Source organism: Seongchinamella unica (assembly GCF_004354085.1).
In the GTDB taxonomy this organism is placed as follows: domain Bacteria; phylum Pseudomonadota; class Gammaproteobacteria; order Pseudomonadales; family Halieaceae; genus Halioglobus; species Halioglobus unicus.
Genome location: NZ_SMSE01000001.1, coordinates 372,433 through 398,015 on the forward strand (window position 1 = coordinate 372,433; position 25,583 = coordinate 398,015).

Annotated in this window: 24 protein-coding genes; 6 read left to right on the forward strand and 18 right to left on the reverse strand. The window is 57.6% G+C overall.

Going from position 1 to position 25,583, the window contains the following annotated elements:
- Window positions 1-112: 112 nt before the first annotated feature.
- From E2F43_RS01695 to E2F43_RS01740, 10 genes are all read right to left on the reverse strand, one after another.
- The gene (locus tag E2F43_RS01695; protein ID WP_133209143.1) at window positions 113-979 is read right to left on the reverse strand and encodes a phage integrase N-terminal domain-containing protein; all 867 of its coding nucleotides are present in this window, start codon (window positions 977-979) and stop codon (window positions 113-115) included.
- 830 nt (window positions 980-1,809) lie between these two features.
- Window positions 1,810-2,235 (reverse strand): DUF6573 family protein, encoded by a 426-nt coding sequence (locus E2F43_RS01700; RefSeq protein WP_133209144.1) that lies wholly within the window; start codon window positions 2,233-2,235, stop codon window positions 1,810-1,812.
- 95 nt (window positions 2,236-2,330) lie between these two features.
- Window positions 2,331-2,846: a RadC family protein gene (gene radC, locus E2F43_RS01705; RefSeq protein ID WP_133209145.1), complete on the reverse strand. Its 516-nt coding sequence runs from the start codon at window positions 2,844-2,846 to the stop codon at window positions 2,331-2,333.
- Between the two features lie 105 nt (window positions 2,847-2,951).
- On the reverse strand, window positions 2,952-3,374 hold the full coding sequence (locus tag E2F43_RS01710) for a DUF3577 domain-containing protein (protein WP_133209146.1): 423 nt from the start codon (window positions 3,372-3,374) through the stop codon (window positions 2,952-2,954).
- Between the two features lie 186 nt (window positions 3,375-3,560).
- On the reverse strand, window positions 3,561-4,655 hold the full coding sequence (parM, locus tag E2F43_RS01715; protein WP_238946698.1) for a ParM/StbA family protein: 1,095 nt from the start codon (window positions 4,653-4,655) through the stop codon (window positions 3,561-3,563).
- 31 nt (window positions 4,656-4,686) lie between these two features.
- Complete coding sequence (locus E2F43_RS01720; protein WP_133209147.1) at window positions 4,687-5,061, reverse strand: hypothetical protein; 375 nt, start codon at window positions 5,059-5,061, stop codon at window positions 4,687-4,689.
- A 5-nt stretch (window positions 5,062-5,066) separates the two neighbouring features.
- The gene (locus E2F43_RS01725; RefSeq protein WP_133209148.1) at window positions 5,067-5,804 is read right to left on the reverse strand and encodes a PFL_4669 family integrating conjugative element protein; all 738 of its coding nucleotides are present in this window, start codon (window positions 5,802-5,804) and stop codon (window positions 5,067-5,069) included.
- Between the two features lie 200 nt (window positions 5,805-6,004).
- Window positions 6,005-7,255 (reverse strand): STY4528 family pathogenicity island replication protein, encoded by a 1,251-nt coding sequence (locus E2F43_RS01730; protein ID WP_133209149.1) that lies wholly within the window; start codon window positions 7,253-7,255, stop codon window positions 6,005-6,007.
- Entirely contained in the window at window positions 7,245-7,847 is a 603-nt protein-coding gene (locus E2F43_RS01735; protein WP_008296057.1) for a DUF2857 domain-containing protein, read from the reverse strand. Before E2F43_RS01735 ends, E2F43_RS01730 begins: the two co-directional genes overlap by 11 nt.
- Complete coding sequence (locus E2F43_RS01740; RefSeq protein ID WP_133209150.1) at window positions 7,847-9,388, reverse strand: ParB family protein; 1,542 nt, start codon at window positions 9,386-9,388, stop codon at window positions 7,847-7,849. Before E2F43_RS01740 ends, E2F43_RS01735 begins: the two co-directional genes overlap by 1 nt.
- A 378-nt stretch (window positions 9,389-9,766) precedes the next feature.
- Here E2F43_RS01740 and E2F43_RS01750 point away from each other — a divergent pair, with 378 nt between their 5' ends.
- Window positions 9,767-10,435 carry a S24 family peptidase gene (locus tag E2F43_RS01750; RefSeq protein WP_133209152.1) on the forward strand — a complete coding sequence of 223 codons (669 nt, stop codon included), beginning with the start codon at window positions 9,767-9,769 and terminating at the stop codon, window positions 10,433-10,435.
- A gap of 257 nt (window positions 10,436-10,692) precedes the next feature.
- Window positions 10,693-10,935, forward strand: a complete 243-nt coding sequence (locus E2F43_RS01755) for a helix-turn-helix transcriptional regulator (protein WP_133209153.1) — start codon at window positions 10,693-10,695, stop codon at window positions 10,933-10,935.
- Here the strand turns inward: E2F43_RS01755 and E2F43_RS01760 are convergent.
- The 3 genes from E2F43_RS01760 to guaB form a co-directional block, all read right to left on the reverse strand.
- Window positions 10,919-12,115, reverse strand: a complete 1,197-nt coding sequence (locus E2F43_RS01760; RefSeq protein WP_133209154.1) for a tyrosine-type recombinase/integrase — start codon at window positions 12,113-12,115, stop codon at window positions 10,919-10,921. The genes E2F43_RS01755 and E2F43_RS01760 overlap by 17 nt on opposite strands.
- A 307-nt stretch (window positions 12,116-12,422) precedes the next feature.
- Window positions 12,423-14,000: a glutamine-hydrolyzing GMP synthase gene (guaA, locus tag E2F43_RS01765; RefSeq protein WP_133209155.1), complete on the reverse strand. Its 1,578-nt coding sequence runs from the start codon at window positions 13,998-14,000 to the stop codon at window positions 12,423-12,425.
- Between the two features lie 183 nt (window positions 14,001-14,183).
- Window positions 14,184-15,653 (reverse strand): IMP dehydrogenase, encoded by a 1,470-nt coding sequence (gene guaB, locus E2F43_RS01770; protein WP_133209156.1) that lies wholly within the window; start codon window positions 15,651-15,653, stop codon window positions 14,184-14,186.
- Between the two features lie 81 nt (window positions 15,654-15,734).
- Between guaB and xseA the strand changes: the two genes are divergently transcribed.
- Window positions 15,735-17,111 (forward strand): exodeoxyribonuclease VII large subunit, encoded by a 1,377-nt coding sequence (xseA, locus tag E2F43_RS01775; RefSeq protein ID WP_133209157.1) that lies wholly within the window; start codon window positions 15,735-15,737, stop codon window positions 17,109-17,111.
- A gap of 89 nt (window positions 17,112-17,200) precedes the next feature.
- On the opposite strand, the gene E2F43_RS01780 is transcribed toward xseA, so the two are convergent.
- Window positions 17,201-17,848, reverse strand: coding sequence for a Crp/Fnr family transcriptional regulator (locus E2F43_RS01780; protein WP_133209158.1), 648 nt, complete (start codon window positions 17,846-17,848; stop codon window positions 17,201-17,203).
- A gap of 190 nt (window positions 17,849-18,038) precedes the next feature.
- Between E2F43_RS01780 and E2F43_RS01785 the strand changes: the two genes are divergently transcribed.
- From E2F43_RS01785 to E2F43_RS01795, 3 genes are read left to right on the forward strand one after another with little or no spacing between them, the layout of a single operon-like run.
- A complete protein-coding gene (locus E2F43_RS01785; protein WP_238946699.1) occupies window positions 18,039-19,502 on the forward strand; it encodes an adenylate/guanylate cyclase domain-containing protein in 1,464 nt (487 codons plus the stop codon).
- On the forward strand, window positions 19,499-19,870 hold the full coding sequence (locus E2F43_RS01790) for a response regulator (protein WP_133209159.1): 372 nt from the start codon (window positions 19,499-19,501) through the stop codon (window positions 19,868-19,870). Before E2F43_RS01785 ends, E2F43_RS01790 begins: the two co-directional genes overlap by 4 nt.
- Before the next feature lie 17 nt (window positions 19,871-19,887).
- A complete protein-coding gene (locus tag E2F43_RS01795) occupies window positions 19,888-21,420 on the forward strand; it encodes a sensor histidine kinase (protein ID WP_133209160.1) in 1,533 nt (510 codons plus the stop codon).
- Here the strand turns inward: E2F43_RS01795 and E2F43_RS01800 are convergent.
- The 4 genes from E2F43_RS01800 to E2F43_RS01815 form a co-directional block, all read right to left on the reverse strand.
- Window positions 21,368-21,970, reverse strand: a complete 603-nt coding sequence (locus E2F43_RS01800) for a hypothetical protein (protein WP_133209161.1) — start codon at window positions 21,968-21,970, stop codon at window positions 21,368-21,370. The two genes, E2F43_RS01795 and E2F43_RS01800, sit on opposite strands and share 53 nt — an antisense overlap.
- 71 nt (window positions 21,971-22,041) lie before the next feature.
- Window positions 22,042-23,535 carry a lysine--tRNA ligase gene (gene lysS, locus E2F43_RS01805; RefSeq protein ID WP_133209162.1) on the reverse strand — a complete coding sequence of 498 codons (1,494 nt, stop codon included), beginning with the start codon at window positions 23,533-23,535 and terminating at the stop codon, window positions 22,042-22,044.
- Between the two features lie 34 nt (window positions 23,536-23,569).
- A protein-coding gene (gene prfB, locus E2F43_RS01810) for a peptide chain release factor 2 (RefSeq protein ID WP_133209163.1) occupies window positions 23,570-24,668 on the reverse strand; the annotation gives its coding sequence in 2 pieces (ribosomal slippage) (window positions 23,570-24,592 and window positions 24,594-24,668; 1,098 coding nt in all).
- Between the two features lie 94 nt (window positions 24,669-24,762).
- A complete protein-coding gene (locus E2F43_RS01815) occupies window positions 24,763-25,572 on the reverse strand; it encodes a sulfurtransferase (RefSeq protein WP_133209164.1) in 810 nt (269 codons plus the stop codon).
- Window positions 25,573-25,583 lie beyond the last annotated feature (11 nt).

Sequence of the window (25,583 nt, forward strand, 5' to 3'; positions counted from 1 at the left end):
ATGGATTCGCATGGTTTGGCCCTAGCTATGGTGAGGAGCCTCATGATCGCCAAATCGTTCGCGTGCGTGAATGCGTAATCCATGCTCGGGGTGCTGTGCTTTTTTGGGTGACTTATCGCCCAAGATACACAGCACTGATCTGTTCGCGAACATGGCCTAATTCGCGGCTGATGATCAATCGCGCTTGATGATCCTGCTTTCTTTGCTCTGCATTTAAACTCTTTGCGACCGGCCCACCCGCCGCAGGGCACGCCCACCCCGTCAACCGTTGATAGCGAGATTGGGCATAGGCGTGACGTAGTCCGTGCAGCTTCGACAGTCCAGCCAGGGTAGTATGACGTTCGTAGGTGCGCAGTTGCTGAATGTAGTTCTTTTGCGGCGGAATCAAGGAACCGGTTCCCGCCAGACGGTGGGCTCGATTCAGCGCGGTGCGCTGCTCCTCGGTGAGCAACGGCACGATCCGCGATTTGCCCCCTTTCGTCCAGGATGCCTTCAGGCGAACATGATCGCCCTGATCGGCATATGCCGGTATGAATTTGATTGCCTCCTCCCGGCGCAGGCCAAAGACGCGCTGCAACTCCAGGCTGACACGCACATGGTCATCTCTGATACTCGCCAATGTGTCTCTATCGACAATAACGGCCTCGGAATCGTTGCTAACGAATTGCCGGTCGGGAATGCCATAGAAGCTATTCGATCGCGCCACCACATTGGACCGACCCACTTTGGCAGCCCACCAGCGCAGGCAATTCATGCGATTTTTAATGGTGCCGGCCGCCATTCCATCACCTAACCAACGCTTCACCAATGCATCAACGTGCTTTGGTTTTAATGACTGCGCGGTCATTCGTCGGTACCCCATTTCTTGCAGTTGATTCGCGATTTGATTGAGAATACGCGCCCGGTTAGCCTGCGTGCTGTAGCTGCCATCCCGATTGCGCTGACACATTTGCTTCAATTGGTAGTTCAGGTCTTTCATCGTGTACTTTCCAGTCTGGTAAGTGTTTATGACCAACCAGCAGGCGCGTAGCCTGACCGGGTCCGCTTACGCGGATGGGTCAAGGGACACTACTCCCCGTTTGACCTGATAAGCCTGGTCACAGGCAACCTGGCTGCTCTTCTGATGAAGATGGTGCCGGGTAAACCAAATGGGCTCAAAAGCCCACATTCGATGGTGAGTGTTTCACCTCCTTTTAAATAGGCGGAACCATCAGTCCGCGTGTTGAAAAAACCGTCAGTAGGACGGCACGTTGGGTTTCGGCTACTTGCGAGCCGGGTTTGAAATGGCTAATGCCACGGTGAAGGGAGGACGAACGTCCTGTTGTTGAAGACCCATTGAAGATGAGCTGCAGTTTTCACTGTGCGCCTTGCAAGCTCTGAGGGCGCTAGTGCTGTTTTTTGCCATTTAAGATGGCGAGGGCAACTCCCCCCATCCACGTTACCGCCGTGGCCGCGTTTTGTTCTGCTTTCAATCAATGGCCATCAGTATAGTCAGACCGAATTCGCCGTGAACTCAACAATCCGAGCGCAACCCGTTGTCGTTCGGTGCTCCGCCGCCCTCGTCACTACCCCGCTTCGCTCTGCAGTGACGAGGGCTTCGTTCGTATCAACTGCGACGCCAGGTCTTCGACCTGTCATGGCAGTCGAATAGGCCGCAGTGGTTACAGTGGAACCAGCGGCAAAGCGTCAGGTGGTGCCTTAGTGACATATCGCGGAAGTCAACGGAGCTGGAAGGCGGAGCAGACGAAAGAGAGAGGCGCCACTTTATCCCAAGTGGCCAGGGCAAGGAGCCGATTCACATCGGCGACATTAATCTTCGTTGGGCAGCATGATGGTGACAACAGGTTCTCCGGCATCACCGGGACCCACCATCAGTTTCAAGGCAACCTCCTGAGCTTCCATCGTGCAACCATCACTGGGTACCCGATACAACGAGAAGCGCAGTCGATCACCAGAATCAGTGGCCGTGCGTATGGCAACAAATGCCATGAATAACACGTCCCACAAGCGACCGGACTCATCCTGATGCATCTGACTCCGGCTATCTTGTTCAGTCCAGGAGACACAATCACACCATGCCGCATGTGTTAGGGCCACCGGCCACTTGAAACCAGCTTCCCGCGCCATATTGGTAACATCGACCAACATACCGTCTTCAATTGCCTGTGCTCGGCTGTAGCATGAGATGACAGGACCAAAGACCTCTTCCAATGAAGCGTTCTCTGTATTTTTCATAAAGTTTCTCCCTGAGGATATGATTTAATATTTCAGGGAGTCCCTCCTTCCCAAAGGGAAGAAGCGTCTCCCCAATGGGTTGAGTAAATGGTGATTTAAAGCAGTCCGCGCTCTGCGAACGACAGTGACTCACCGGCTGTGACGATGAAATGATCCAGCACACGTATGTCCACCAATGCCAGTGCATCTTTCAGCCGCCGGGTAATCGCCTCATCCGCATGACTGGGTTCGGCGACACCACTGGGGTGATTGTGAAAAAACATCACCGCGGCGGCATTGAGGGTTAGCGCCTGCTGCACCACCACGCGGGGGTACACTGCTGCACCGTCAATCGTTCCCTGGAACAGCTCAGCCGTCTCGATCACTCGATGCCGGTTATCCAGGTACATGCAACCAAACACTTCTGCTTTCCGGTCGGCCAACAGCACCCGCAAATAGTCGCGAGTGGCGTTGGGACTGGGCAGCTCGAGCCCCGGTCGATGCAGGTCCCGCAGAACCGCAAGAGCCAGCTCCATTAGAGACTGCTTTTCAACGTCGTTGAGCGTTGCGATCTTCAGCGTCGCCAAACGGTTTTTAGGATTCACCTTTGCAGGCGATGATTTCGAGGCCATGACTGGTCTCCTTCGATGGTGCGGGGAGACCAGTCCCGCGAGGAAGTGGTTTCCTCGCGAGATTGAAAGATTGGCAGCATCGGTAGATGCTGCCAGGGATTGTGGTTAGGCGATGGCATCTCTGGCGACAGGCGCCAGAAACGGTTGTCCGTCGACTTTGATCCACTGGAATCGCAGCAATCGGGACTTCAGACCAATGCCTGTTGTGCCGGCACGTTCACCTTGTTTAAAGGTGAACGCTTCTGCCTGCAAATCGCTGAGGTGAAACCCCACCAACACTTTCATGTCGGCTTCGACTGCAGGCATCAGCTGGCGCACCAGATCCTTCGCTTCTTCGCCCGATACCACACAATCAAAGTGCGTATGCTGGACGTTGTCGGCTGGCCCTCGCAGTGCAGCGATGGTGACACTGAGAAACGGAGATCCGTTCTCGGGTGTCACTTCGCGTACACGGTTGAGGTAACCAATCCCATGGATATCAAGATCGAAATACTTCGGTTTTTCAGAGGTAGTTTGTCTACTGGTCATAACACATTCTCCTTGAACATAATGAACTGCCAGGGAACGCGATTCCCTGACGGGAAGGCGCTTCCCGACAGGGTGAGTAAAATCAGGGCAAGCCCTGACAATGGATTGACGGTAACCCGCAGTATCGCTTCCACAATCCGACGATACTTGTTGCCACTGAGACCGCAGTGACCACGTATAAAGCCTTTAGAAACCACCCGCTGTGTCATCACAGACATATTGGAGGTATTTGAGCATTCCTCGTGCATTCGCAAAAACTGCGTGGTCGGGTATCGTTTGGTTCGGGAACCAGTTGGCTATATCGGTTGCGAGCGCGGCACTGCCACCACCCACGAATAGCACCCGATCAAGTTCGACACCCAGTCCTAGTTTGCGCCGGGTCTCGGCGTAGAGCAGCTCCACCAGTTCTCGCTTCGCAGCAGCCACCATGGCCGAGATATCATGATCCTTGCCATGCAGGCGTAATCGGGAGCTGTCCACCGCCTTGGCGATACTCTGCTCACCCAGTTCGCTCACATCGAAGGTTTGCTGAATAAGATCAGCGACCCGGGACTTCACATTCAGCATGCCCCGGTTGAGGGACCCGGACGAGCCGTGAACGATGCCTTGATCTTGCACCACCACAAAGTCCGTCGTGCGCCCGCCAATATCAACGATAGCGATGGGTGCACTCAATCGATCACCATCCAGTGTTACACCATCGGCCTGCGTTACGATGACATGGTCATACCAGGCAGCAAGCGCTTCGGGAATCACCTCATGAAAGGCAACACTGGCACTCAAAATGGATTTGCCCGGTTTTGCGCTGTTCGGCTTAGGTTCAACCGGTAGTTTCAGACTCTCGCACTTTCGATCAATATCCCGTTGACGCCGTTGGCCGTCGTGGCGGTAGTACGCAGAGACAGGTAAGCCCGTCACAAGATGAATGGAACGGCCCGACAAGCCCGCCTGCTGGAAGGCGTGCTGTACAATCACGCGATTGAGGGCAGAACCGGGGTATTCGTCGAACTGTGTCGCCTCACCATCGACGGCACCCACCGAGTAAACGGTTCCACCGGTCTCGTACTCAAAAATCCGTTGCTCCTGCTCTCGAATCCAGGTGACACCAGCAGAGCCAATTCGCGCTCTGGAGGGTGCACTAAACAGCCGCCCATCGGCTAACGCCACCTTGGTATAGGCATACCCGTCATCGAGACCTACCTGAACCACAGACATAGGATCCGAGGTCAGTTGCGAAGTCTTGTCAGCCTGGGTTGGCTTAGTATCGATGCGTTCTGTCACAGTCTATTTCCTCGAAATCAATCCCTGTACGCTAATGGCCCATAACGCTTCGCAGCTGCGCAAACGGCTTTTCACAATGAGCATTGGGGCTACTCTGGGCGTTTTCAGCGCATTGCTGGCCGCCAGACCCGGGTGATGCATCACTTTTGGAACTACGTACACCACTGCGCGTCGCAGGCATACGCCAATGTAAAAATCGGCGATCGGCACCATCTTGCTGAGGGATCGGCGGTGCTTGCGATTTGATAACCTGACACTCTGTATTGAATCCAGTCATCAGCAAGCCTCTTAACCAATCTTTTCGCCGCCGCTGCGGCAATCGCTGTAAACGATTGAGAATCATCGCCTCCAGGGGAATACGCGTATCGAGAATGATATTCAGGCGCTGTTGAGTCGCGGCTAGCATGGCAGCTATCCATCCTGGCAAGCAGGACGACAAGTCGCACTCGCGCTCTGGAATGTGACGGGGCGTAGCGAAGGTAGTTTCTCACCGTCGAGTATCTCCTGTGGCAAGTCCCCCATACATTCACGCGCTTTCGCTGCTCGCGCGGTGCCTTGATGTATGTCGCTGCGACTGATCTCCAGATACTGGTAGCTTTGGGGCAGTGCAAATACGCGCCGCAGCCACCGGCCACTCCCACTCACCTGTTCAGCGATGTCCGTCGGAAAATCCATGCCCAAATGTCGGACTGTCATCCAGGCGCACATCACGCGGTCATAGTCAGCAAGCATCTGCGCCGCCCGAAAAGCATAAGGATTGGCAAACTGTAGCGAAACTCGCTGGGGTCGACTCGACTGCGCAAAGGCCACGTCGAAGCACTCGACGCTGACCAGCACGGCCTGAAGTTGTTCCTGCAAGCGATGTAACTGCGAACGCGCATCACCAATACTGGCTTCCACCTTGATCAGCCACCAGTCGGCGAATGGGTCATCCGATCGGATGGCTTGCCAGAGCACCTTCAACCGCTCTGCAAAACCAACCAGGCCCATAATCGCCGGCTTGCCTTCGCCGCCACGCCTCCCCCGGATCAAGCTTTGTGCCTGATAGGTCTGGACGTTCAACCAGACCTCGCCACGCAACGCGCCGGGACCCGTTCTATCCGGTTGATCAACAGGCTGTTCGCGAGGGAGGTCGTCATGAGTATTCATCAGCGCGGTTCCTATCAATTTTTCACCACGCTATGAACCCACGAATCCCTCCCGCCGACCACGGAGTATCTCGCCAAGTGCCGTGGAGGTTTACGTCCTGCTATGAGGTATTGGTCCTTCAAACTGGTGACAGTGGAACCACCTCAAGAATGGCGTTCTATCCGCGCTTCAACAACCGGACGGCAGGCAGAGGGGCTGAATCAGGAATCATCCTTCGCATTGAATGAGAGACGCAGTTTGGCAATTTGTTCGATGCCATAGGCCCGCGAGCGTTCACGTTCCTCAGCCTTGAGTGCCTCTTGCTGTGGATCCACAGGAGGCGGAGCTGACTGGGCACGAGACAATCGGCCTTCAGCCACCTTGATGCCGAGATTGGGTATAAATTCACCCTTGTCCGCGGCCTTGCACAGCGAATGCAGGAAACGCAATTCGTCGTAGACCGGTTTCATCCCTCTTTGCTCTGAGTCCAGCCGACCCTGCAACTCATCCAAGACAGACTGACGAGCCTCGGGGGCGATCATGCCAAGGTAACGATCTGCCAGCAGTCTCTGGTTTTCGGACAGCCGGGGCGGATAAATCAGGGGTTTATCAGAAAATGAGCTTGCTGCCGGTAAAGCACTCTCGTTGCTGTTGGCATTCTGTGTCGGGGTTGTTGTTGTAGTTGTTTTATAATTACTACTACAACCACTACTGTAGTGTACTTTTTCCTCCGTCTTTGAATTTTGGTCACGGTCACCGGCCCCGCCAGATCTCTGAGGCGACGGCTGTTTAAGTCGGTTAACAGATGCGCCGGTGAAGGCGAAGTAGCGACTCGAGCCGTCTGTGTTTTTTCCTTTCTCTGCCAGAAACTGCGCCGCACGCAGACGACGCTCCGACCCCGCCTCTCTTTCCGCAAGGTTTTGTCCGTCCCGAATGGTTTCATCCAGACTGTCTGATATGCCCTGCGCAACGAGACGCACACGTCCGTGGTGATGTTGCTGAGACTGACTGACAAATGCCATATAGGCATCGTCAAGATGCAGGGCGTCAACCAGCGGCAAGGGCTCGTCGTGCAGAACATAGATGTTGCCGGTAAAGCGGCCAGATTTTTGACGTAGCCTGGCGTATAAGGTTAGCCAGCGGGTGAGCCGCAATATCGCAATCGCCCGCGATACGGTTGACGTTGAGGAAACGTTAGTCTGGTTAGCAATGGTGTCGTAATCCGGGAAAGCCGTTCGTCCTCCGGTTTCTCTGGCGTGAGACATAATGACCATCCACACCACTTTGTCTACCGGCTCCAGGATGGGATCCTGAATCACCATGGCGGGAACCGCCTGGTGCCAATTGCCCACAAATAGCATAGCGTCGGACGACGCTACCGCACCCTCACCTTTGAATTCCGCAATGGTTGCTTTGATTAGGGCATCGAGGGCAACTGTTTCCGGTCGCGGTACGGCATCATCATGGGCCATGCTCGATAACCTGATTCGCTCCGGCGCCTGCCATAGGCTCGCCGTATGCCTCCCACCGTTGCACCAGTGCCCAAATACACCGTAGCGCGATGTCCGTCTCGTGGTAGAGACCGAGATAGTCTACTGCCGCCAGCGGGGCTTCCGCACACGCCTGAACCCGTTCCTGCCAGGCATACCACAGTGTATGGGTATCGGTCTCATCGAGCTCAGGCGGTCTTCCCACAGAGGGCGCGAGCGTCAGCACTCGACGCCATCGCGTGTACTCACGTGAACTCATCCCAAACAACTGCTGCATCATATCCAAGGGGGCATCGGCCACTATCAGCGTGCGCTGTAGCTCTTCGGATTCCCGCTGATGGCGCAGGTGTGCCAGCATGGGCCAGAACACCTCCCTGTCCAGGTCTATCTTCAGACAATGCACGCGGAGCGCATCGGCTCGATACAGGTCAGCCAGGTTGATCCCCTGTAAAGCATCCAGCTCCTTGGGACCGAAATTCATGCTTCGCAGGGCCTGCTGGTCACCTTCGGCCAAGCAACGGACCGCGTATAGGAGAACGGCAGAGGTGAGATCCGCTTCCTTATTAGATGACATCAGCTGTCACCTTCCGCGGTGTCCCACAACGCCAAGCCAGCATCAAAGGCACACCGTTTTAGCGTACGATAAGTCTCCATCATCTGCAGCAGAAGCCGCCAATCCTCGGGATTGAGCTGCTGCCAAAACTGGCAGCCCATGTGACCAGGGTCTAGCGTCCAAACATTGCTAAACAACAACTCCGCATCCTGCGATGCCAGTGCCCGGTGCAATATCGAGGACTCGTCAAGGTCATTCAGGAGGACATCCACGGGAGCCGCGGTAACCTCCGAGCAGGCTGCCAGTTGCCACCACAGTAAGGACACCATTGCGAGCATCTCCTGATCCAGTGTTTCCGTCAGTTCCGCGGGCGGGACATCGGTCACTAAAAAACCCATGCCGTGATCTTCAAGTGGTATGACGCGATCGCCCAAGCCATGATGTTCCGCCAAGCGCAAAGCGGTGGCATACAGGTGGCGGCGCAATGAGGGAATATCCAATGACTTCAGGTCTCGAGTACTCGTTACACTTTCGGCAGAGCCCTCGGTGGTGTTACTCAAGTTGTCCGGTGATTCACCTTCTTCAATTACTGGGCCTGCTGGCGCAGTTTGATGGGACGGCGACGTGTAGGCGGTTGTGCTTTTACCCGACGCTTCACTCGAGGCCACTAGCTTGTTTGGCTCGTCCTTTGGCTGCGCGTCATCGCAGTCTTGTTCGGGAGTGGAGGGATATTCAAATGGGCGGCCTGCCAGGCAGGCTTCAATTTCGAGATGGATGATGTGTTCACTCTGCTCTGACTCCACTGCGATCTCATGTTGCAGCGCATGGCGCAGTGGTTGGATATCCCACTCACTGCCATCGTAGCGCCGACACAATTCAGCGAATACATCATCAAACAGGCTTTCATCGCCCAGTTGGCGATGTAGCCAGATGTGGCGAGCCGCACGCTCCAAAGCCCGAATCTTTTCTATCTGAGGGCGACCCAGGCCGGCACTCAATGCGGTTGGCATCACCGGCCACAGTGTCTGAACGGCGTACCCCATTTTAGAGATCATACTGTGACCGAGGCTGAAGCCTCGCTCCCTGAACAGAGTTTCCAGTTGCCGCTGTGAAAGAGTCTCCACGGACAGTTCCGCTTCGAGCAACGATTTGGCGTCAAACACGGCATGCGCTTTATCGATAAAGGGCAGACTGCCGCGCAGTTCATTCTCCCGCAGGTGCGCGAACAACAATGCCGACTCCTGGGACCAGCCTCTGACCACACAATCTATCCAGTAAAACTGCTCTTCCCCTGTCTCCTCGTACAATTCTTTAAGGATACTCAGCCGGGTATTGCCCCCGGCATGAAGCACATAGTCAGCCGCGCCGGGTTCCTGCGAGATCACTAGCGGCTGATCCAGACCGCCGGCACGGATAGACGCTTTGATACGGTCATACTCCGGGTTTTGCTGACGGCGGGGATTGCGCCCGTAGTGGTGAATACGGGTGACCTCGATGCGTGTGGCAACGACATCGTCGGATGTGGACGCAGCGGTCGTGGACGATCGATTATTCTGTGGCATCGACGTCACACACCATTGCAGGCCGTTGCTGCGCTTCTTGTTCCTCTACCCCATAGAAGATTTCGGGGTGGCGGACCATTGAAGCGCGAGGCACAGGGTGAAGTCGCCCCCCCGATGCTTCTGCAACCAGTCTCGTCGATTGTTCGATTTGAGTCGCCAACAAGGGGCTGGCGTAGCGGTGGTTGCCCGCGATCTGGTAAAGGTAAGACACCGAGTCATTGCAGGCGACGGCGACTTCTGCTCGCTCCCTCTTCGTTGCCATCTTGAGAAAATACTTTAGCTCCATGCGAATAGACATTAGCACTGAGCAAATTGGCGAACAAGCTAACGTGATATTTTTTTGTTTATCATTTTGCTAAATTTTGCTAAACTACCTCAATGACAAGAAAACATATCCCTATTCGACTCAAGAACCTTGAGGCTCTAATTCGCGAAGCGGGTTCGGCCGTGCGCCTGGCGCGTGCCGCAGGAACCAACAGCTCCTACCTCAGCCAGGTACGCAATCAGCTCCCAACCAAGAAAGGAACTCCGCGCGCAATCGGGGATGATCTGGCGTCCAAATTAGAGGCGGCGATGAACAAGCCTCCAGGGTGGATGGATGAGGAGCACCCTACTGGCCCAGATCTGACAGCCGAGCGCGACGAATCCAATACAGGCAGTCAGCATCGGTTAATACCGTGGGACCAGGTCGGCAAGGGGCACGATATTTCAGAAGACCTGCCACCCCCATACGGCACAACGCTTTTACGGTGTCCCGTGGAATGTAGCCCGGAGACCTTTGTGCTGCGCGTGCGCGGCGCGAGCATGGAGCCCAAATTCCGGGAGGGCGAATTGATTTTCGTTGACCCACAGGCACCAGTCGAACACGGTAAGTTTGTCGTGGTTCGGCTGGAAGAGTCCAATGAGGTGACGTTCAAGCAACTGATCCTGGAGGAAGGCAAGAAGTATCTCAAAACGCTCAACCCGGACTGGCCCAATCGCATTATTGCGGTGAATGCAGACACCCCTATTTGCGGTGTCATTATCTTCAAGGGAGAGGCGGTCTGAACGGCCTCACCTCCCTAGGCAATACACGTAAAGAACCCAGTCAGTGGGATTAAACCATGACATAAACATAGTGGACAGGCTTTTCACTGCAGACAGCCACACTCCTCAGGACCGCTAAAACCATCAGATGATCTGGCAAGATGTTTATCACCATGCTAAACATTCTCCTTTGCCAAAATGATTTGCACGATGCTAATGTTCAGTTATCACAACCACACAATTTTCAGAGGTGCCGTCAGGGGCAACAGAAACAATCAATGGATGCTGGAACCCAAAACCGCCCAAGCAAGACATTAATAAATCGAAAAACACTTCTGGCGATGATCCCACTGTCAGATCGTGCCATTTTCAACATGGAAAAACGCGGCGACTTTCCCCGCCGAATCGTACTAACAAGTCGCAATGTTGCGTGGGACCTGGCCGAGGTCGAGGATTGGATTGAGTCGCGCATAGAGTCTGAGGATCCAGCACACCGTCCTGGATTTACTGCCGCTTCATAGTCCAATCGTCAATCATATCTGCCCAATCTTGTAACATCGCCGCTCGCTGCTCCCGGTACTCGGCTTTGTTATAGATCGCCCGCACGCCTTTCTGCTCGTGCGCAAGACACTTTTCAATCCAGTCGGTGTTATACCCAGCCTCGTGCAGTAGTGTGCTGGCGGTGCGACGCAGGTCATGAGGACCGAATTTCCCAAGCGGTTCATCATTCTTTTGTGCCGCCTGGTAGGTCAATGCTAGAACGCGATTCATCGTTGCTGCACTCATAGGTAAGTCCGAATCATACCGAGAGGGAAGTACGAATTCAGAACCGCCGGCAAAGGTCTTGAGTGCGATAAAAATATCCAACGCCTGACGAGACAGAAACACCAAGTGCGGATTGCGTCGTTTCATGCGCTCTTTTGGAATCGTCCAAAGCGCTTCGCTGAAACTGACCTCCGACCAGGTAGCGTTGGACAGCTCGGACTTCCTCACCATGGTCAGCAACAGCAACTTTATAGCAGCTCTATATTGAGGCGACGTTCCAACTCGGTCCATGTACCGATACATCAGACCAATCTCTGGAGGACTCAAAGCCCGATCGCGAGGTTCAAACCTGGCGATACTGGTAGGCCGAACCAGCTCCGCAGGATTCTCTACTTTCTGTCCGCGCTCAATCGCCCAACGATAGACCTGCATTACCACCTCTCGGGCGTGAACTGCTGTTGCTGGCGCCCCTCTCTCTACTATGGCATCGGTTACAGTCCGAAGATCCTCATGCGTGATCTCAGATAATTTCTGATTGCCAAAGCGCTTCTTCAATTCACGGTTGTAGACTGACTTACGCATGTCACGCGTCGAATCAGCCATCTGATAGCCACGCATCCATTTCTCGGCCCATGCACCAAACGTTTCGGCATCCTTTACGCGCGTCTTGTCGCGTGCTTTTTCCCTGGCTGGTGACTTCCCTGCCGCAATCATCTTCTTTGCTTCGCTGACGCGTTCTCGCGCTTCTGAAAGCGTGACGCCACGCTTGCCATACCGGCCTATCGTCAGCGTCTCCTGTCGACCGCTAATCGAGTAGTTGTATCTGAAGGAGATACCTCCCGCTGGTGTCACCGCCACATAGAGCCCATCGCGGTCGTTCACCTTGTAGAGTTTTTCCTGGGGCTTCAAATTTCGCAGCTTGGTATCCGTCAACATCACAAGTCCTCCCCCTGGGGAAAAAATACCATGATATTTCATGGCATATTTTTCTGATGATTCTTCTTTATTTTCAGGGACTTAATGATTTTTAATACCATGAAACCACTGAATAACATGGCATGGTATTTTGTCGCAACCCTGATCCTGTGGGCGACAATACCATGATTTATACCATTAAAAAACTGTGCTTGGCGGTGCCTGCCAGTGCCAGCAGGTGCCAGATAGAAATAGAATTATTCTATTAAATACAATGGTTTATGTGTTGTCTGGTACCTGTTGGTGCCAGCCAGTGCCAGACGTGAAATCATTCCCACTCGATCGTCGCTGGGGGTTTGGAGCTCACGTCATAAGTGACCCGTGAGACCCCGCTGATCTCGTTGATGATGCGGTTCGATACCAGTTCCAGTAACTCATAGGGCAGATGCGCCCAGCGGGCAGTCATGAAATCAACCGTCTCCACCGCACGCAGGGCGATCACGTATTCGTAGCGGCGGGCATCGCCCACCACACCCACTGACCGGACCGGCAGGAACACGGCAAAGGCCTGGCTGGTTTTTTCGTACCATCCTGAGCGACGTAATTCCTCGATAAAAATGGCATCCGCTTCGCGCAACAGGTCCGCGTATTCCTTCTTGACCTCGCCGAGAATACGCACACCCAGGCCGGGGCCGGGAAATGGGTGACGATACACCATGTCGTAAGGCAGCCCCAGTTCCAGGCCAATCTGGCGCACCTCGTCCTTGAACAGCTCGCGCAGCGGTTCCACCAGTTCAAAGGCCATGTCCTCTGGCAGTCCGCCCACATTGTGGTGCGACTTGATCACATGGGCCTTGCCGGTCTTGGCGCCGGCAGATTCAATGACGTCGGGATAAATGGTGCCCTGAGCCAACCATTTCACATCCTTGAGCCTGGTGGCTTGCTCGTCGAATACTTCGATAAAGGTGTTACCGATGATCTTGCGTTTGGCCTCCGGGTCAGCCTCGCCGGCCAGCTTGCCCAGGAACAGGTCCTCGGCATCGGCGCGAATCACCTTCACCCCCATATTGCGGGCAAACATATCCATTACCGCGTCGCCTTCGTGCAAACGTAGCAGGCCATTGTCCACGAACACGCAGGTGAGCTGGTCGCCTATGGCCTTGTGCAGCAAGGCAGCGACGACCGATGAGTCAACGCCGCCGGAGAGGCCGAGCAGAACCTTGTCGCTGCCGACCTTTGCCTGCACCCTCTCCACCGCATCCTCGACGATATTGGCTGGCGTCCACAGCGGTTCACAGCCGCACTGCTCAAGCACGAAATGCTGGAAAATTCGCTTGCCCTGCAGGGTGTGGGTGACTTCGGGGTGGAACTGGATACCGTAAAAAGGCTGCTCACGGTGAGCCATGCCGGCGATGGGGCAACTCTCGGTCTCGGCGATGAGTTCGAAGTTGTCGGGTAACTCCACCACCTTGTCGCCATGACTCATCCACACATCCAGCAGGCCATTACCCTGCTCGTCGATATGGTCGCGAATGTCATGCAGAAGCCCACCGTTGCCTACCTGGCGAATCTGGGCATAGCCGAACTCACTGATATTGGAACACGCCACCTGGCCGCCGAACTGCTCGGCCATGGTCTGCATGCCATAACAAATGCCCAACACCGGCACTCCCAGCTCAAACACCACCTGCGGCGCGCGCGGAGACGCGGCTGCCGCTACGGACTCCGGCCCACCGGAGAGAATAATGCCTTTGGGGTCGTAGTCACGGATATCCTCCTCGCTCATGTCAAAAGCGCGGATCTCACTGTATACCCCCACCTCGCGCACGCGGCGGGCAATCAGCTGGGTGTACTGGGAGCCAAAATCGAGAATGAGGATTTTCTGGGCGTGAATGTCTGCGCTCATGGCGTTTCCTGAGTTGGGTAATGGCTAACAGGCCCCTGCTAACTGACCTGAATCACTGCTATCCCGGCGCGAACCGGGGTTCAGCTGTCTCCTGAAAGTCTCTGGTTCCCCGCTTTCGCGGGGATGACGAATAATGCACTGCCGACGCCAGCGAATCACTTCGAGGCGGTACCTGAGTATCCGTTAACGAACCGGGTAGTTCGGCGCTTCCTTGGTGATCGATACGTCGTGCACGTGGCTCTCTGACATCCCCGCAGAGGTCACCCTCACAAACTGGGGCCGGGTTCGCATGGCTTCCATATCGATGCTGCCGGTATAGCCCATGGCAGAGCGCACTCCACCCATCAGCTGATGCACAATAGCCGTCACCGGGCCCTTGTAAGGCACCCGCCCCTCGATACCCTCGGGTACCAGCTTCTCGGCGCCCTTGCTGGAATCCTGGAAGTAGCGGTCCGAAGAACCCTGGGTCTGGGACATGGCCCCCAGCGAGCCCATACCCCGGTAGGCCTTGTAGGTACGGCCCTGGTACAGCTCGACTTCACCGGGGGCTTCCTCGGTGCCGGCAAACATGCTGCCCATCATCACCGCGTGGGCACCCGCTGCATAAGCCTTGGCGATATCACCGGAAAAGCGGATGCCGCCATCGGCGATCAGCGGTATATCGCGATCCGCCAGCGCCTCGGCGACATTGGCGATAGCGGTAATTTGCGGTACACCGATACCGGTGACGATACGCGTCGTGCAGATGGATCCCGGACCTATGCCCACCTTGACCGCATCCGCGCCGGCATCCGCCAGCGCCAGGGCGGCTTCACCGGTGGCGATATTACCGCCAATCACCTGCATCGAGGGGTAGGCTCTCTTGATCATTCGCACCCGTTCGATCACGTTGCGGGAGTGGCCGTGGGCAGTGTCGACCACCAGCACATCCACCCCGGCCTTGATCAGCGCCTCGACCCGGTCGTCGGTGTCCGGGCTGGTTCCCACGGAGGCCCCCACGCGCAACTGGCCGTAGGAATCCTTGCAGGCGTCGGGGAAGCTCTCGGCCTTGTCAAAGTCCTTGACCGTAATCATGCCGGTCAGGTCAAAATCGTCGTTAACCACCAGGATCTTCTCGATCCGATGCCGGTGCAGCAGGCTCTGGACCTCGGTGGCACTGGCACCCTCTTTCACCGTCACCAGTTTTTCCCGGGGGGTCATGATGTCGGACACCAGCTTGCTGTGGTCTGATTCAAAGCGCAGGTCGCGGCGGGTGACAATGCCCACCAGGTCCTCGCCGTTCAGTACAGGCACCCCGGAGATACCGTGGAAGGAGGTCAGCTCGATCAGTTCGGCAATGGTGGCAGACTGCTGGATGGTAATGGGGTCCTTGACCACCCCGCTCTCGTACTTCTTGACCTTGCGCACCTGCTCGGCCTGCTCCGCAACCGTCATACTCTTGTGGATGATGCCGATGCCGCCCTCCTGGGCCATGGCGATCGCGAGGCGAGCCTCCGTCACTGTATCCATGGCAGCGGACACCAGGGGGATATTGAGCTCGATCTCGCGGGTCAGCCGGGACTTCAGGGAGACGTCAGTGGCCACCACTTCCGAATAACCGGGCAGCAGTAGAACGTCGTCGAAGGTCAGGGCTTCCTGGGCGATACGCAGCATTGAGGAGTCTCCGGCTGGCGGGTTTAAGGTAAACGTGCAATTATAACTTTTTGCCGCTCTCCCAGTAAACACAAGTTCACATTGACCAACCCCTTTAACAACAGCATCCAGCCCCAGGCCCTGACCGTCAGCCAGCTCAACCGACAGGCCAGATCCCTGCTGGAAAGCCACTTCGACTTCGTCTGGGTTGAGGGGGAGATCAGCAACTTCGCCGCCCCCTCCTCGGGACACTGGTATTTCTCCCTCAAGGACGGCAGCGCCCAGGTGCGCTGTGCGATGTTCCGCGGCCGCAACCAGCGCCTGCGCTTTACCCCCGGCAGCGGCGATCACGTGCGCTTGCGCTGCCGGGTGTCCCTCTACGAGGGACGGGGCGAGTTCCAGCTTATCGTCGAGCATATGGAACAGGCCGGGGCCGGGGCCCTGCAGGCCGCCTTCGAGCGGCTGAAGGCAAAACTGCTGGCCGAGGGACTGTTCGACCCGGCGCGCAAAAAGCCGCTGCCGGAAAGCGTCTCTCACCTGGGGGTAATCACCTCCCCCACCGGAGCGGCTATTCACGACATTCTCACCGTTCTCAAACGGCGCTGCCCGGCCATCGAGATCTCGATACTGCCAGTGCCGGTGCAGGGTGAGGGGGCGGCCGCGGAAATCGCCCGGGCGATCGAACGCGCCAACCGCTGGCAGGCCGAAGGCAAAATCGACCTGGACGCATTGATCGTCGGTCGCGGTGGCGGCTCCCTGGAAGACCTGTGGGCATTCAACGAGGAGGTGGTGGCCAGGGCAATCGCCGCCAGCGAATTACCCATTGTCTCCGCCGTCGGCCACGAGGTGGATTTCAGTATCGCCGATATGGCCGCCGACCAACGCGCGGCAACGCCATCGGCAGCCGCTGAACTGCTGAGCCCGGACCAGCGCGAACAACTGCAGCAGCTGAAGAAGCTGGAAGCAGACCTGAGCCGGTTGATGCGGCGCAAACTCGCCGACGCACAGACCCGACTGGACCACCTGCGTGCCCGCCTCAAGCACCCGGGCGCCCAGTTGCGGGAACAGTCCCAGCGCCTGGATGAACTGGAGCAACGCCTGATCCTGGCACAAAAGAACCTGCTGGCTAAAAAGAAGAGCGAACTGGCCCTGCTGGAATCCAGGCTGCATGCCAGCTCCCCGCTGTCGCGCATCCAGCAACTACGTGGCGAATTGAACAGTCTCCAGCAGCGTCTGGAGTCGGCAATGCAGGGCAAATTGCAGGCATCCAGAAGCCGTCTCGCCCATCTCGCGGGGCTGCTGGATTCCCTCAGTCCACTGGCCACCCTGGCTCGCGGCTACGCCATCGTCACCGACCCGGCGGGTAAAGTGATCACCGACGCCACGACCGTCGAGGTCGGTAGCCAGCTGCACACCCGGCTCGCCAGTGGCCGGCTGGAGGTCAGCGTCACGGCCGCCATACCTGACCCCGAAAAGTAGCAGAGACAGATTCCAGGACGGCCATTGAACACGCGTCCAACCAAAAAGCCCCGACCGCCAGGCCAGGGCTTGGGAAAGCTTAGTGGCTGCTAGTATTTCGCCGGCAGGCGGGTGTTGATAATGATGTGACGCCCCTCAAAGCGGATGTATTCGCCGATTGTGAGGTCCTTGAGAATACGGGCGACCATTTCGCGGGAAGCACCCACGCGGTCGGCAATATCCTGCTGCGTGAGCTTTTCGGGGATATAAAGGGTGCCGTCGCCACGCTCTTCGGACAGGTCCATCAGTACATTGGCAACACGGCCATACACGTCCTGCAGGGCCAGGCTTTTGACATCGGCGGTCAGTTTGCGGACCCGCTGGGCCAGGTTCTTGACCAGCTTACGGCCAATATTGGGGTGCTCATCAAGAACCCGGTTGAAGTCTTCCTTGTACACAATACAGAAGCTGGATTTTTCCACAGTGCGCACGGACGCGGAGCGGGTGGAATCGTCCAGCAGCGCAAGCTCACCGAAGTAGTCGCCGGCTCCCTGGGTATTCATGATGAATTCCTTGCCGTTCTTGTCGGAGCAGTAGACCTTTACCTTGCCACTCTCGATAATGAACAGGGAATCGGCGGGGTCATTCTCATGGATAACGACAGTGTTCTTGGGGAATGAACGACTGGTACTGCTGGCCGACAGCGCCTCCAGCTCTTCCTGAGAAAGGCCCTGGAATAATTCAACTTGCTGCAACATTGATGTACCTGATCCCCTTTTAGCTTTAGTCCCTGAAGCTATGCGGACAATAGTAACCTAAAGTTTCGCAAAAACGCACCTTGCGCGAGCAAAAATCGCGCTCGCCGGCAATTCGCTCTATCCTTTTAGACGAACGAAATCCCATTTCCCACAATCCTGTTGACCTCGTTATACTCGGTGCTGGAAATACATGAGAGGACACTGCTCCACCGTGACCACCGGCCCCAGTCAAAGCACCACCCTGTGGAGCGATTTGCTGTTGCGTGCAATGGCCGAGCTGCGAGAGCTCTATCTTCCACTGGAGAGCCATCTCGACGACGGGGTCCGCGACGATTTCTCCCACCTGTTTGAAGGCTCCGCACGGCTGGATGCCCTGCTGCAGCAGGAGTCGCCGGACCGGCATGACCTGATGAACGTACTCTCGGCGATTCGCGGATATGGCGAAATGCTGCGGGAGGACCTCGCCGCCGAGCACACAGAGCTGGACGCCGCCCTCACCCGCTTGCTCAAGGCCACCCAGGCGGCCAATAGCGGCGATGCCCCGGAACCCGCCAGCCAGGACCACCGCAATATCACCTCAGAGCCGGGTTTTATCCTGGCGGTAGACGACCTGCAGGAAAACCGCGAGCTGGTCGCCCGTTACCTGTCACGGTCAGGCCACATCGTGGTCACCGCCGCCGGTGGCGAGGAAGCGCTGCGCACCCTGAATCAGGCCGATGTCGATGTCGTGCTGCTGGACCTGGTGATGCCGGATATGGATGGCAGGGAGGTATTGCGGCGCATCAAGGAGCACCCCGAGTGGCGGGCCACGCCGGTGATCGTCATATCCGGCAGCCAGGATATGGAGGGCATCATCGAGTGCATTGAGGCCGGCGCCGATGACTACCTGTTCAAGCCCTTTAATCCGGTGCTGCTGCAGGCCCGGATCAAGGCCGGTATCGAACGCAAGCGCTGGCATGACCGGGAGGAGCTTTACCGGCAGCAGCTGGAGCGTAACGAAAAGTTTATTCGCGCAACCTTTGGGCGCTATCTCTCCGACGAAATTGTCACCGACATTCTCGAACGCCCTGAGGGCCTGGAACTGGGCGGCGACCTGCGCCGGGTCACCATCATGATGTCGGACATACGCGGCTTCACCTCGCTCAGCGAGCAGCTCGCTCCCGCCCAGGTGGTTACCCTGATCAACCGCTACCTGGGAGCAATGACCGACATTATCATGGCTCACCAGGGCACCATCGACGAATTTATCGGCGACGCCATTCTGGCCGTGTTCGGCGCGCCCATGCGACGAGACGACGATGCCGACCGGGCAGTGCAGTGCGCCCTGGAAATGCAGGCGGCCATGGAGGAGATCAACCGGCTCAACCGGGAAGACGGCCTGCCGGAAATCAGTACCGGTATCGCGCTCAACACCGGCGATGTGATCGCTGGCAACATCGGCTCTGAGCGACGCAGCAAGTACGGTTTTGTCGGCCACCCGATGAACGTTACCTCGCGCATCGAGGATGTGACCGCCGGTGGCGAGATCCTCATCGCCGACAGCACCCTCGAGTCACTCAAGGGTGACTACTGTACCGGCGAATGCCGCGAACTGAAGGTCAAGGGCATCGACGAGTTACTGCAGGTCCACCAGATTCTGGAGTGCGCGCCATGAGCGGAAAGATCCTGCTGGTCGAGGACAACGAGCTCAACCGGGACATGCTCATACGGCGACTTACCCGGGCCGGGCTGGAGGTCATGTCCGCCGGCGATGGACAGCAGGCACTGGACTTCATGCGCCAGCAACAACCGGCGGTGGTGCTGATGGACATGAATCTCCCGGTGATGGACGGCTGGACTGCCTGCCGCCAGGCCCGGGAAGACGCCAGCATCAGTCATATACCCATTATTGCCCTGACCGCACATGCATCCGATGCGGACCGGCTCGCAGCACTGGACGCGGGATGCGATGACTACGCCACCAAGCCCGTTGATTTTCCCGGGCTGCTGATCAAGATCGAAAAACTCACCGGCCAGCGCTGAGGACGCCCCATCCACGCATGAGCTTACGCCGCCGCCTGACCCTCTCCCTGGTGACCATTCTGATGTTGTTCGCCATCAACGTGGGCACCCACTTCTGGGGCAGTTACGCCCGAAACGAAAGCATGGAGGCCTACCGCAGTTCGGTCACCGCCGCCCAGCTGTCCACCGAGGTCGAAGGGCTGCTCAATGACCAGCGCCAGACCATCCTGGTTCTTTCCACCATCCGCGCCAACACCGGTGACCAGCTGGACGCCGACGAGTCGCTGCAGGCAGAGACACAGCTGGACGCTATTCGCCTGCGGATCAGGGAACTGGGGAAGCTGAGCCACGATGTGACCCGCCTGCACTACGACCGCCTGCTGGAAAGCAGCAACGCACTGCTGGATGACTGGACCCGGTTTTACCAGAATTACAATGACCCGGAGTTCAAATCCGACGTCGACGATCCCGTGCCCTATATCCAGGCCAGTCAGCGACTGAAGGAGCTGGAGCAGCGCCAGGCATTCATCGCCATGCAGCGGGCCAATATCATCGACCGCACCATTGCCCTGACCGACAGAATCACGGTAATCGGCTTTATCGCCTCCATCTTCCTCACCGCGACCCTGGGGTTTTTCCTGGTGCGCTACACCAATCGCTCACTGAAGCACCTCAAGCGGGGCACCGAGAGAATCGGCAGTGGCGATCTCAACTACCGGATCGATAACATCGATGATACCGGTGAGCTAGGGGATCTCGCCAACGCCTTCAACGACATGTCGGAAAAGCTGCGCAACGCCATGTACGACGTCAGCAAGGCCCGGGATGCGGCAGACGAAGCCAGTGCGGCCAAGAGCATGTTCCTGGCCAATGTTTCCCACGAATTGCGTACGCCACTGAATGCCATCATTGGCTACTCGGAGATGCTGCACGATGAGCTCTCCGACGAAAGCGAAGTGGACCGGGCCCAGTTCCAGCAGGATCTGGATAAGATCATTCGCTCCGGGCGCCAGTTGCTGAGCCTGATTAACAACATCCTGGATCTCTCCAAGATTGAAACCGGCAAGATGGTCCTGCACTGCGAAACCTTCCAGCCCGGTGATTTGCTGGAGCAGGCTTGTGATGCCATCACGCCCCAGTTGCGGGACCGCAACAACAGCCTGGAAAAGTCAGGTTTCTCCGGACTGCCCACCCTCTATAACGACGCGGCCAAATTCCGCCAGGTATTTACCAATCTGCTCAGTAACGCCTGCAAGTTTACCGAGAACGGCCGGCTCAGAGTCACGGCAAGGGAACGGGAAGACAATCGGGGCTGGGTGGAAATTGCCGTCGAGGATACCGGCATCGGCATGGACAAGGAGCAGCAGAAACAGGTGTTTGAGGCCTTCGTGCAGGCAGACGCCTCCACCAGCGCCAACTACGGCGGCACCGGCCTGGGACTTGCTATCTGTCGGGATTATTGCGAACTGATGGGTGGTAATATCCGGGTGGACAGCACTCCGGGCGTCGGCTCTACCTTCACTGTGTTACTGCCGGCTGACCCAGAGTTAGCTCTCGAAGGCGCTGGATAGCCTCCTCGCGCTTTTTCAGGTCCTCCCTCAGGCTCCTGTTAGCTGCCTTCAGGCCGGCGATTTCCCGATCCATGTCGCGAAAGTTCTCCAGCGACTGGCGCAGCAGCAACGTCTGTTCGTGCAGCTGCATTGACTGCCAGTCCTCCTTGACCAGTTCGCGGTAACTCTTACGTGCCTCCTCGGCATCGTGATAGGGACTGTCGCCCAGGGATTTTATGAAGGCGATGGCGATGGCCGCCTCCCAGTCTGCCGCCGGCGAGGATTCCAGGCGCCGGTAGCGACTGAAATATTCCAGGGCTTCTTCGTGATCGCCCCTGGCCATGGAGACGAAGCCTTTTTCGAGAAAGGTATAGTCTGCCTCGATTTCCTCCTCACAGGCGCAGGTAGTGCCATCGGGCAGGTTAAGGATTATTTCCGGCACCTCCTCCACCCTATTGCTGGTGACGACCGTGTCCTCCGGTGACTGAGGCTCCGTCGGGGCCTGGACGCAGGCCTGCAGCAACAACAGCAGGGACAGCAGGCCGGGTCGCAACAGGGAACGTGGGAGCAAGGACGCTTCCTCTATCTCGGTAAAAACCAGAGTGTAGCCTATTCGCAGCGTCCTGAGCACCCCGGAAATTGTTACTCAGGTCGCATATGCGGGAACAGCAGCACATCCCTGATAGAGGGGGAGTCAGTCAGGAACATGACCAGTCGGTCGATGCCTATACCCTCTCCTACCGTTGGCGGCAGGCCATACTCCAGGGCGCGAATATAGTCCGCGTCGTAGTGCATGGCCTCGTCGTCTCCGGCATCCTTCTCCGCCACCTGGGCAAGAAAACGCTCCGCCTGGTCCTCGGCATCGTTGAGCTCGGAAAAACCATTGGCCAACTCGCGACCGGCAATGAAGAACTCGAAGCGATCGGTGACAAAGGGATCGTCATCATTGCGCCGCGACAGGGGCGAGACTTCGGTCGGATAGTGGGTAATAAAGGTGGGCTGATCCAGTCGATGCTCGACGGTCTTTTCGAAAATTTCGATCTGGACCTTGCCCAGCCCCCAGCTGTCCTTCAGCTCAATGCCCAGGCCGCGGGCGATGTCCCGGGCTGCGCTTTCATCGGCCAGCTGGCCGGCGCTGATATCCGGGTTGTAGTGCAGTACGGCGTCGAACACCGACAGGCGTGCAAAGGGTCTGGAGAAATCGTAGCTGTTGCCCTGGTACTCCACAGTAGTGCCGCCCAGTACTTCCCCGGTCAGCTTGCGCAACATGTCCTCGGTGAGGTCCATGGCATCCTCAAAAGCGGCGTAGGCCCAGTAAAATTCCAGCATGGTGAATTCGGGATTATGCCGGGTCGACAGACCCTCGTTGCGGAAGCTGCGATTGATTTCGAACACCCGTTCGAAGCCGCCCACGGTCAGCCGCTTGAGATAGAGCTCGGGAGCGATACGCAGGTACATGTCCTGGTCTAGCGCATTGTGATGCGTGACAAATGGCCTGGCAGCGGCGCCACCGGGAATAACCTGCATCATGGGAGTTTCCACCTCCATGAAGCCGCGATCCATCATGTAGTCACGGATGAAGGCAATAATGCGCGAGCGAGTGCGGAACACCGCGCGGGCCTGTTCGTTAACGATCAGGTCCACGTAGCGCTGGCGATAGCGCATCTCCTGGTCAGCAAGGCCGTGGTACTTGTCTGGCAGGGGGCGCAGCGCCTTGGTCAACAGCCGTGCCTCTTCCATATTGATGTACAGGTCGCCCTTGCCCGACTTGTGCAGCGGGCCGCTGGCGGCGACGATATCACCGAGGTCCCAGCCCTTGATCTCGGCCAGGGCATCAGCATCCAGCCCCTTGCGGTTAACGTACAGCTGGATCTGGTCGGAGCCATCCTGGATCAGCAGAAACGCCCCACGGTTGCGTATCAGGCGGCCGGCAACCGAAAAATGCCTGTCCGCTGCCTCGAGCTCCTCCTTGGAGCACTGACCATACTGCTGTTGCAGTTGCCCCGCTTCCGCCGTGCGCCGGAAGTCATTGGGGAACGCATTGCGCTTCTCCCGGATCGCGTCCAGCTTGGCACGCCGTTCGGCTATCAGCTTGTTCTCGTCCTGGGCGTCCGGAGACTGGTCCTGTTCACTCATTAATCGCTTCTCTGCTGTTCACTGGGGCGGGGCTTCACAACCCGCTTTTCAGCGAGGCCTCGATAAACTGGTCGATGCTGCCGTCCAGCACCGCCTGGGTATTGCTGGTCTCCACGCCGGTGCGCAGGTCCTTGACTCGGGAGTCATCCAGCACGTAGGAGCGAATCTGGCTGCCCCAGCCGATGTCAGACTTGCTGTCCTCAGTGGCCTGGGCCGCTTCCTGGCGCTTCATCATTTCCTGTTCGTACAGTTTGGCCCGCAGCATTTTCCAGGCTTTGTCACGGTTCTGGTGCTGGGAGCGCTCACTCTGGCACTGCACCACGATACCGCTGGGCTCATGGGTCAGGCGCACCGCCGAGTCAGTTTTGTTAACGTGCTGGCCACCGGCACCGGAGGCGCGGTAGGTATCAGTCCGCACGTCCGAGGGATCGACCTCGATTTCAATGTTGTCATCGATCTCCGGCGAGACGAATACCGCGGTAAACGAGGTATGGCGACGGTTGCCGGAATCGAAGGGTGACTTGCGCACCAGTCGGTGTACGCCAATCTCGGTACGCAGCCAGCCGAAAGCGTATTCACCCTCGATAAAAATTGTGGCGCTCTTGATGCCGGCCACATCGCCGGCACTGCATTCCACCAACTCGGCCTTGAAACCCTTGGCATCGGCCCAGCGCAAGTACATGCGCAGCAGCATCTCAGCCCAGTCCTGTGCCTCGGTGCCGCCGGAGCCGGCCTGGATATCAAGAAAGGCGTTGTTGGCGTCCATTTCGCCATCAAACATACGCCGGAACTCCAGCCGTTCCAGCTGGGCCACCAGGGCATCGATTTCACCGCTGACTTCGGCAACCGTGTCCTCGTCATCCTCGGCGGCGGCCATTTCCAGCAGGTCACCGGCATCAGCGGCGCCGCTGTCCAGTTTTTCGATCGTGTGCACCACCGTTTCCAGCGCGGCGCGCTCGCGCCCCAGCTCCTGGGCGCGGGTGGGGTCTTCCCATACGCTGGGCTCTGCCAGCTCCAGCTCTACCTCCGCCAGCCGTTCCTTACGATTGGCAAAGTCAAAGATACCCCCTAAGCACGTCGGTGCGCGCTTCAATGTCTTTCAGGGTCTGTATCAGGGGGTTGATTTCAAGCATTGTCCGGCCCGCTTTATTTCAAGGGCGCGCATTTTAACGTAGCCAGCGGCCCGGGCCTAGCCCGAATATTACCTGCCTCGCTCACGGGCGCCGCTTACAGGTAACTGCACCAGTCACTCCAGCTGCCTGCGTATAAGGTGGCGTCATCACGCCCCAGCAAGGCCAGCGAAAACAGGTTGACGCAGGCGGTCACCCCCGAGCCGCAATAAACGACCAGCTCCGGGGCATCGAGTGTGCTGCCCCAGTGGGCGCGCTGGCCCGCCTCATCCAGGGCTCGACCGGCTTCGTCGGTGACCCCCTGCCAGGGATGATTGACTGCGCCGGGAATATGGCCAGCGACCGGGTCGATCGGCTCTTCCAGCCCTTGATAGCGGCGCGGTTCCCTTGAATCTACCAGTAGTGCACCCGCGCCCTGCAACTGCGCCAGACCATCGATATCGCAAGAACCCCGTAGCCGGGCATCCACACAGATATCGCCGACGGCAACCGGGCGGCTCACCCCCTGCTCCACTTCGCCACCGGCCTGCAGCCAGGCGGCATACCCGCCGTTGAGCAGTCGCGGCGAGCGGTAGCCCAGGCTGCGCAGCAGCCACCACAGGCGTGCAGCGAAGGCGAACCCGGAGTCGTCATAGGCAACCACGGCAGTCTGCGGGCCGATACCGCAGTCTGCCAGGGTCCTGGCCAGGGTCGCTGCATCCGGTAGCGGATGGCGCCCCCCGTGCGCCTGAACCGGCGAAGAAAGATCCCTGTTGAGGTCCAGGTAACAGGCACCGGGAATGTGCCCGGCCTCGTAGGCAGCCCTGCCGGCATCCGGGTCTTTGAGAGAAAAGCGGCAGTCCACAACAACCACGTTTTCGGCCTCCCGCAGGGCCTCGGCTTCAATTAACTGTTGCTCGTAGGACATGGCAGTTCCGC

What these genes read in the sequence shown, in the direction of transcription:
- E2F43_RS01695 (WP_133209143.1), bottom strand. Translation starts at nt 979, where the DNA reads ATGAAAGACCTGAACTACCAATTGAAGCAAATGTGTCAGCGCAATCGG.
- E2F43_RS01700 (WP_133209144.1), bottom strand. Translation starts at nt 2,235, where the DNA reads ATGAAAAATACAGAGAACGCTTCATTGGAAGAGGTCTTTGGTCCTGTC.
- radC (WP_133209145.1), bottom strand. Translation starts at nt 2,846, where the DNA reads ATGGCCTCGAAATCATCGCCTGCAAAGGTGAATCCTAAAAACCGTTTG.
- E2F43_RS01710 (WP_133209146.1), bottom strand. Translation starts at nt 3,374, where the DNA reads ATGACCAGTAGACAAACTACCTCTGAAAAACCGAAGTATTTCGATCTT.
- E2F43_RS01720 (WP_133209147.1), bottom strand. Translation starts at nt 5,061, where the DNA reads ATGCTAGCCGCGACTCAACAGCGCCTGAATATCATTCTCGATACGCGT.
- E2F43_RS01725 (WP_133209148.1), bottom strand. Translation starts at nt 5,804, where the DNA reads ATGAATACTCATGACGACCTCCCTCGCGAACAGCCTGTTGATCAACCG.
- E2F43_RS01730 (WP_133209149.1), bottom strand. Translation starts at nt 7,255, where the DNA reads ATGGCCCATGATGATGCCGTACCGCGACCGGAAACAGTTGCCCTCGAT.
- E2F43_RS01735 (WP_008296057.1), bottom strand. Translation starts at nt 7,847, where the DNA reads ATGTCATCTAATAAGGAAGCGGATCTCACCTCTGCCGTTCTCCTATAC.
- E2F43_RS01740 (WP_133209150.1), bottom strand. Translation starts at nt 9,388, where the DNA reads ATGCCACAGAATAATCGATCGTCCACGACCGCTGCGTCCACATCCGAC.
- E2F43_RS01750 (WP_133209152.1), top strand. Translation starts at nt 9,767, where the DNA reads ATGACAAGAAAACATATCCCTATTCGACTCAAGAACCTTGAGGCTCTA.
- E2F43_RS01755 (WP_133209153.1), top strand. Translation starts at nt 10,693, where the DNA reads ATGGATGCTGGAACCCAAAACCGCCCAAGCAAGACATTAATAAATCGA.
- E2F43_RS01760 (WP_133209154.1), bottom strand. Translation starts at nt 12,115, where the DNA reads ATGTTGACGGATACCAAGCTGCGAAATTTGAAGCCCCAGGAAAAACTC.
- guaA (WP_133209155.1), bottom strand. Translation starts at nt 14,000, where the DNA reads ATGAGCGCAGACATTCACGCCCAGAAAATCCTCATTCTCGATTTTGGC.
- guaB (WP_133209156.1), bottom strand. Translation starts at nt 15,653, where the DNA reads ATGCTGCGTATCGCCCAGGAAGCCCTGACCTTCGACGACGTTCTACTG.
- E2F43_RS01780 (WP_133209158.1), bottom strand. Translation starts at nt 17,848, where the DNA reads ATGTTGCAGCAAGTTGAATTATTCCAGGGCCTTTCTCAGGAAGAGCTG.
- E2F43_RS01785 (WP_238946699.1), top strand. Translation starts at nt 18,039, where the DNA reads ATGAGAGGACACTGCTCCACCGTGACCACCGGCCCCAGTCAAAGCACC.
- E2F43_RS01790 (WP_133209159.1), top strand. Translation starts at nt 19,499, where the DNA reads ATGAGCGGAAAGATCCTGCTGGTCGAGGACAACGAGCTCAACCGGGAC.
- E2F43_RS01795 (WP_133209160.1), top strand. Translation starts at nt 19,888, where the DNA reads ATGAGCTTACGCCGCCGCCTGACCCTCTCCCTGGTGACCATTCTGATG.
- lysS (WP_133209162.1), bottom strand. Translation starts at nt 23,535, where the DNA reads ATGAGTGAACAGGACCAGTCTCCGGACGCCCAGGACGAGAACAAGCTG.
- E2F43_RS01815 (WP_133209164.1), bottom strand. Translation starts at nt 25,572, where the DNA reads ATGTCCTACGAGCAACAGTTAATTGAAGCCGAGGCCCTGCGGGAGGCC.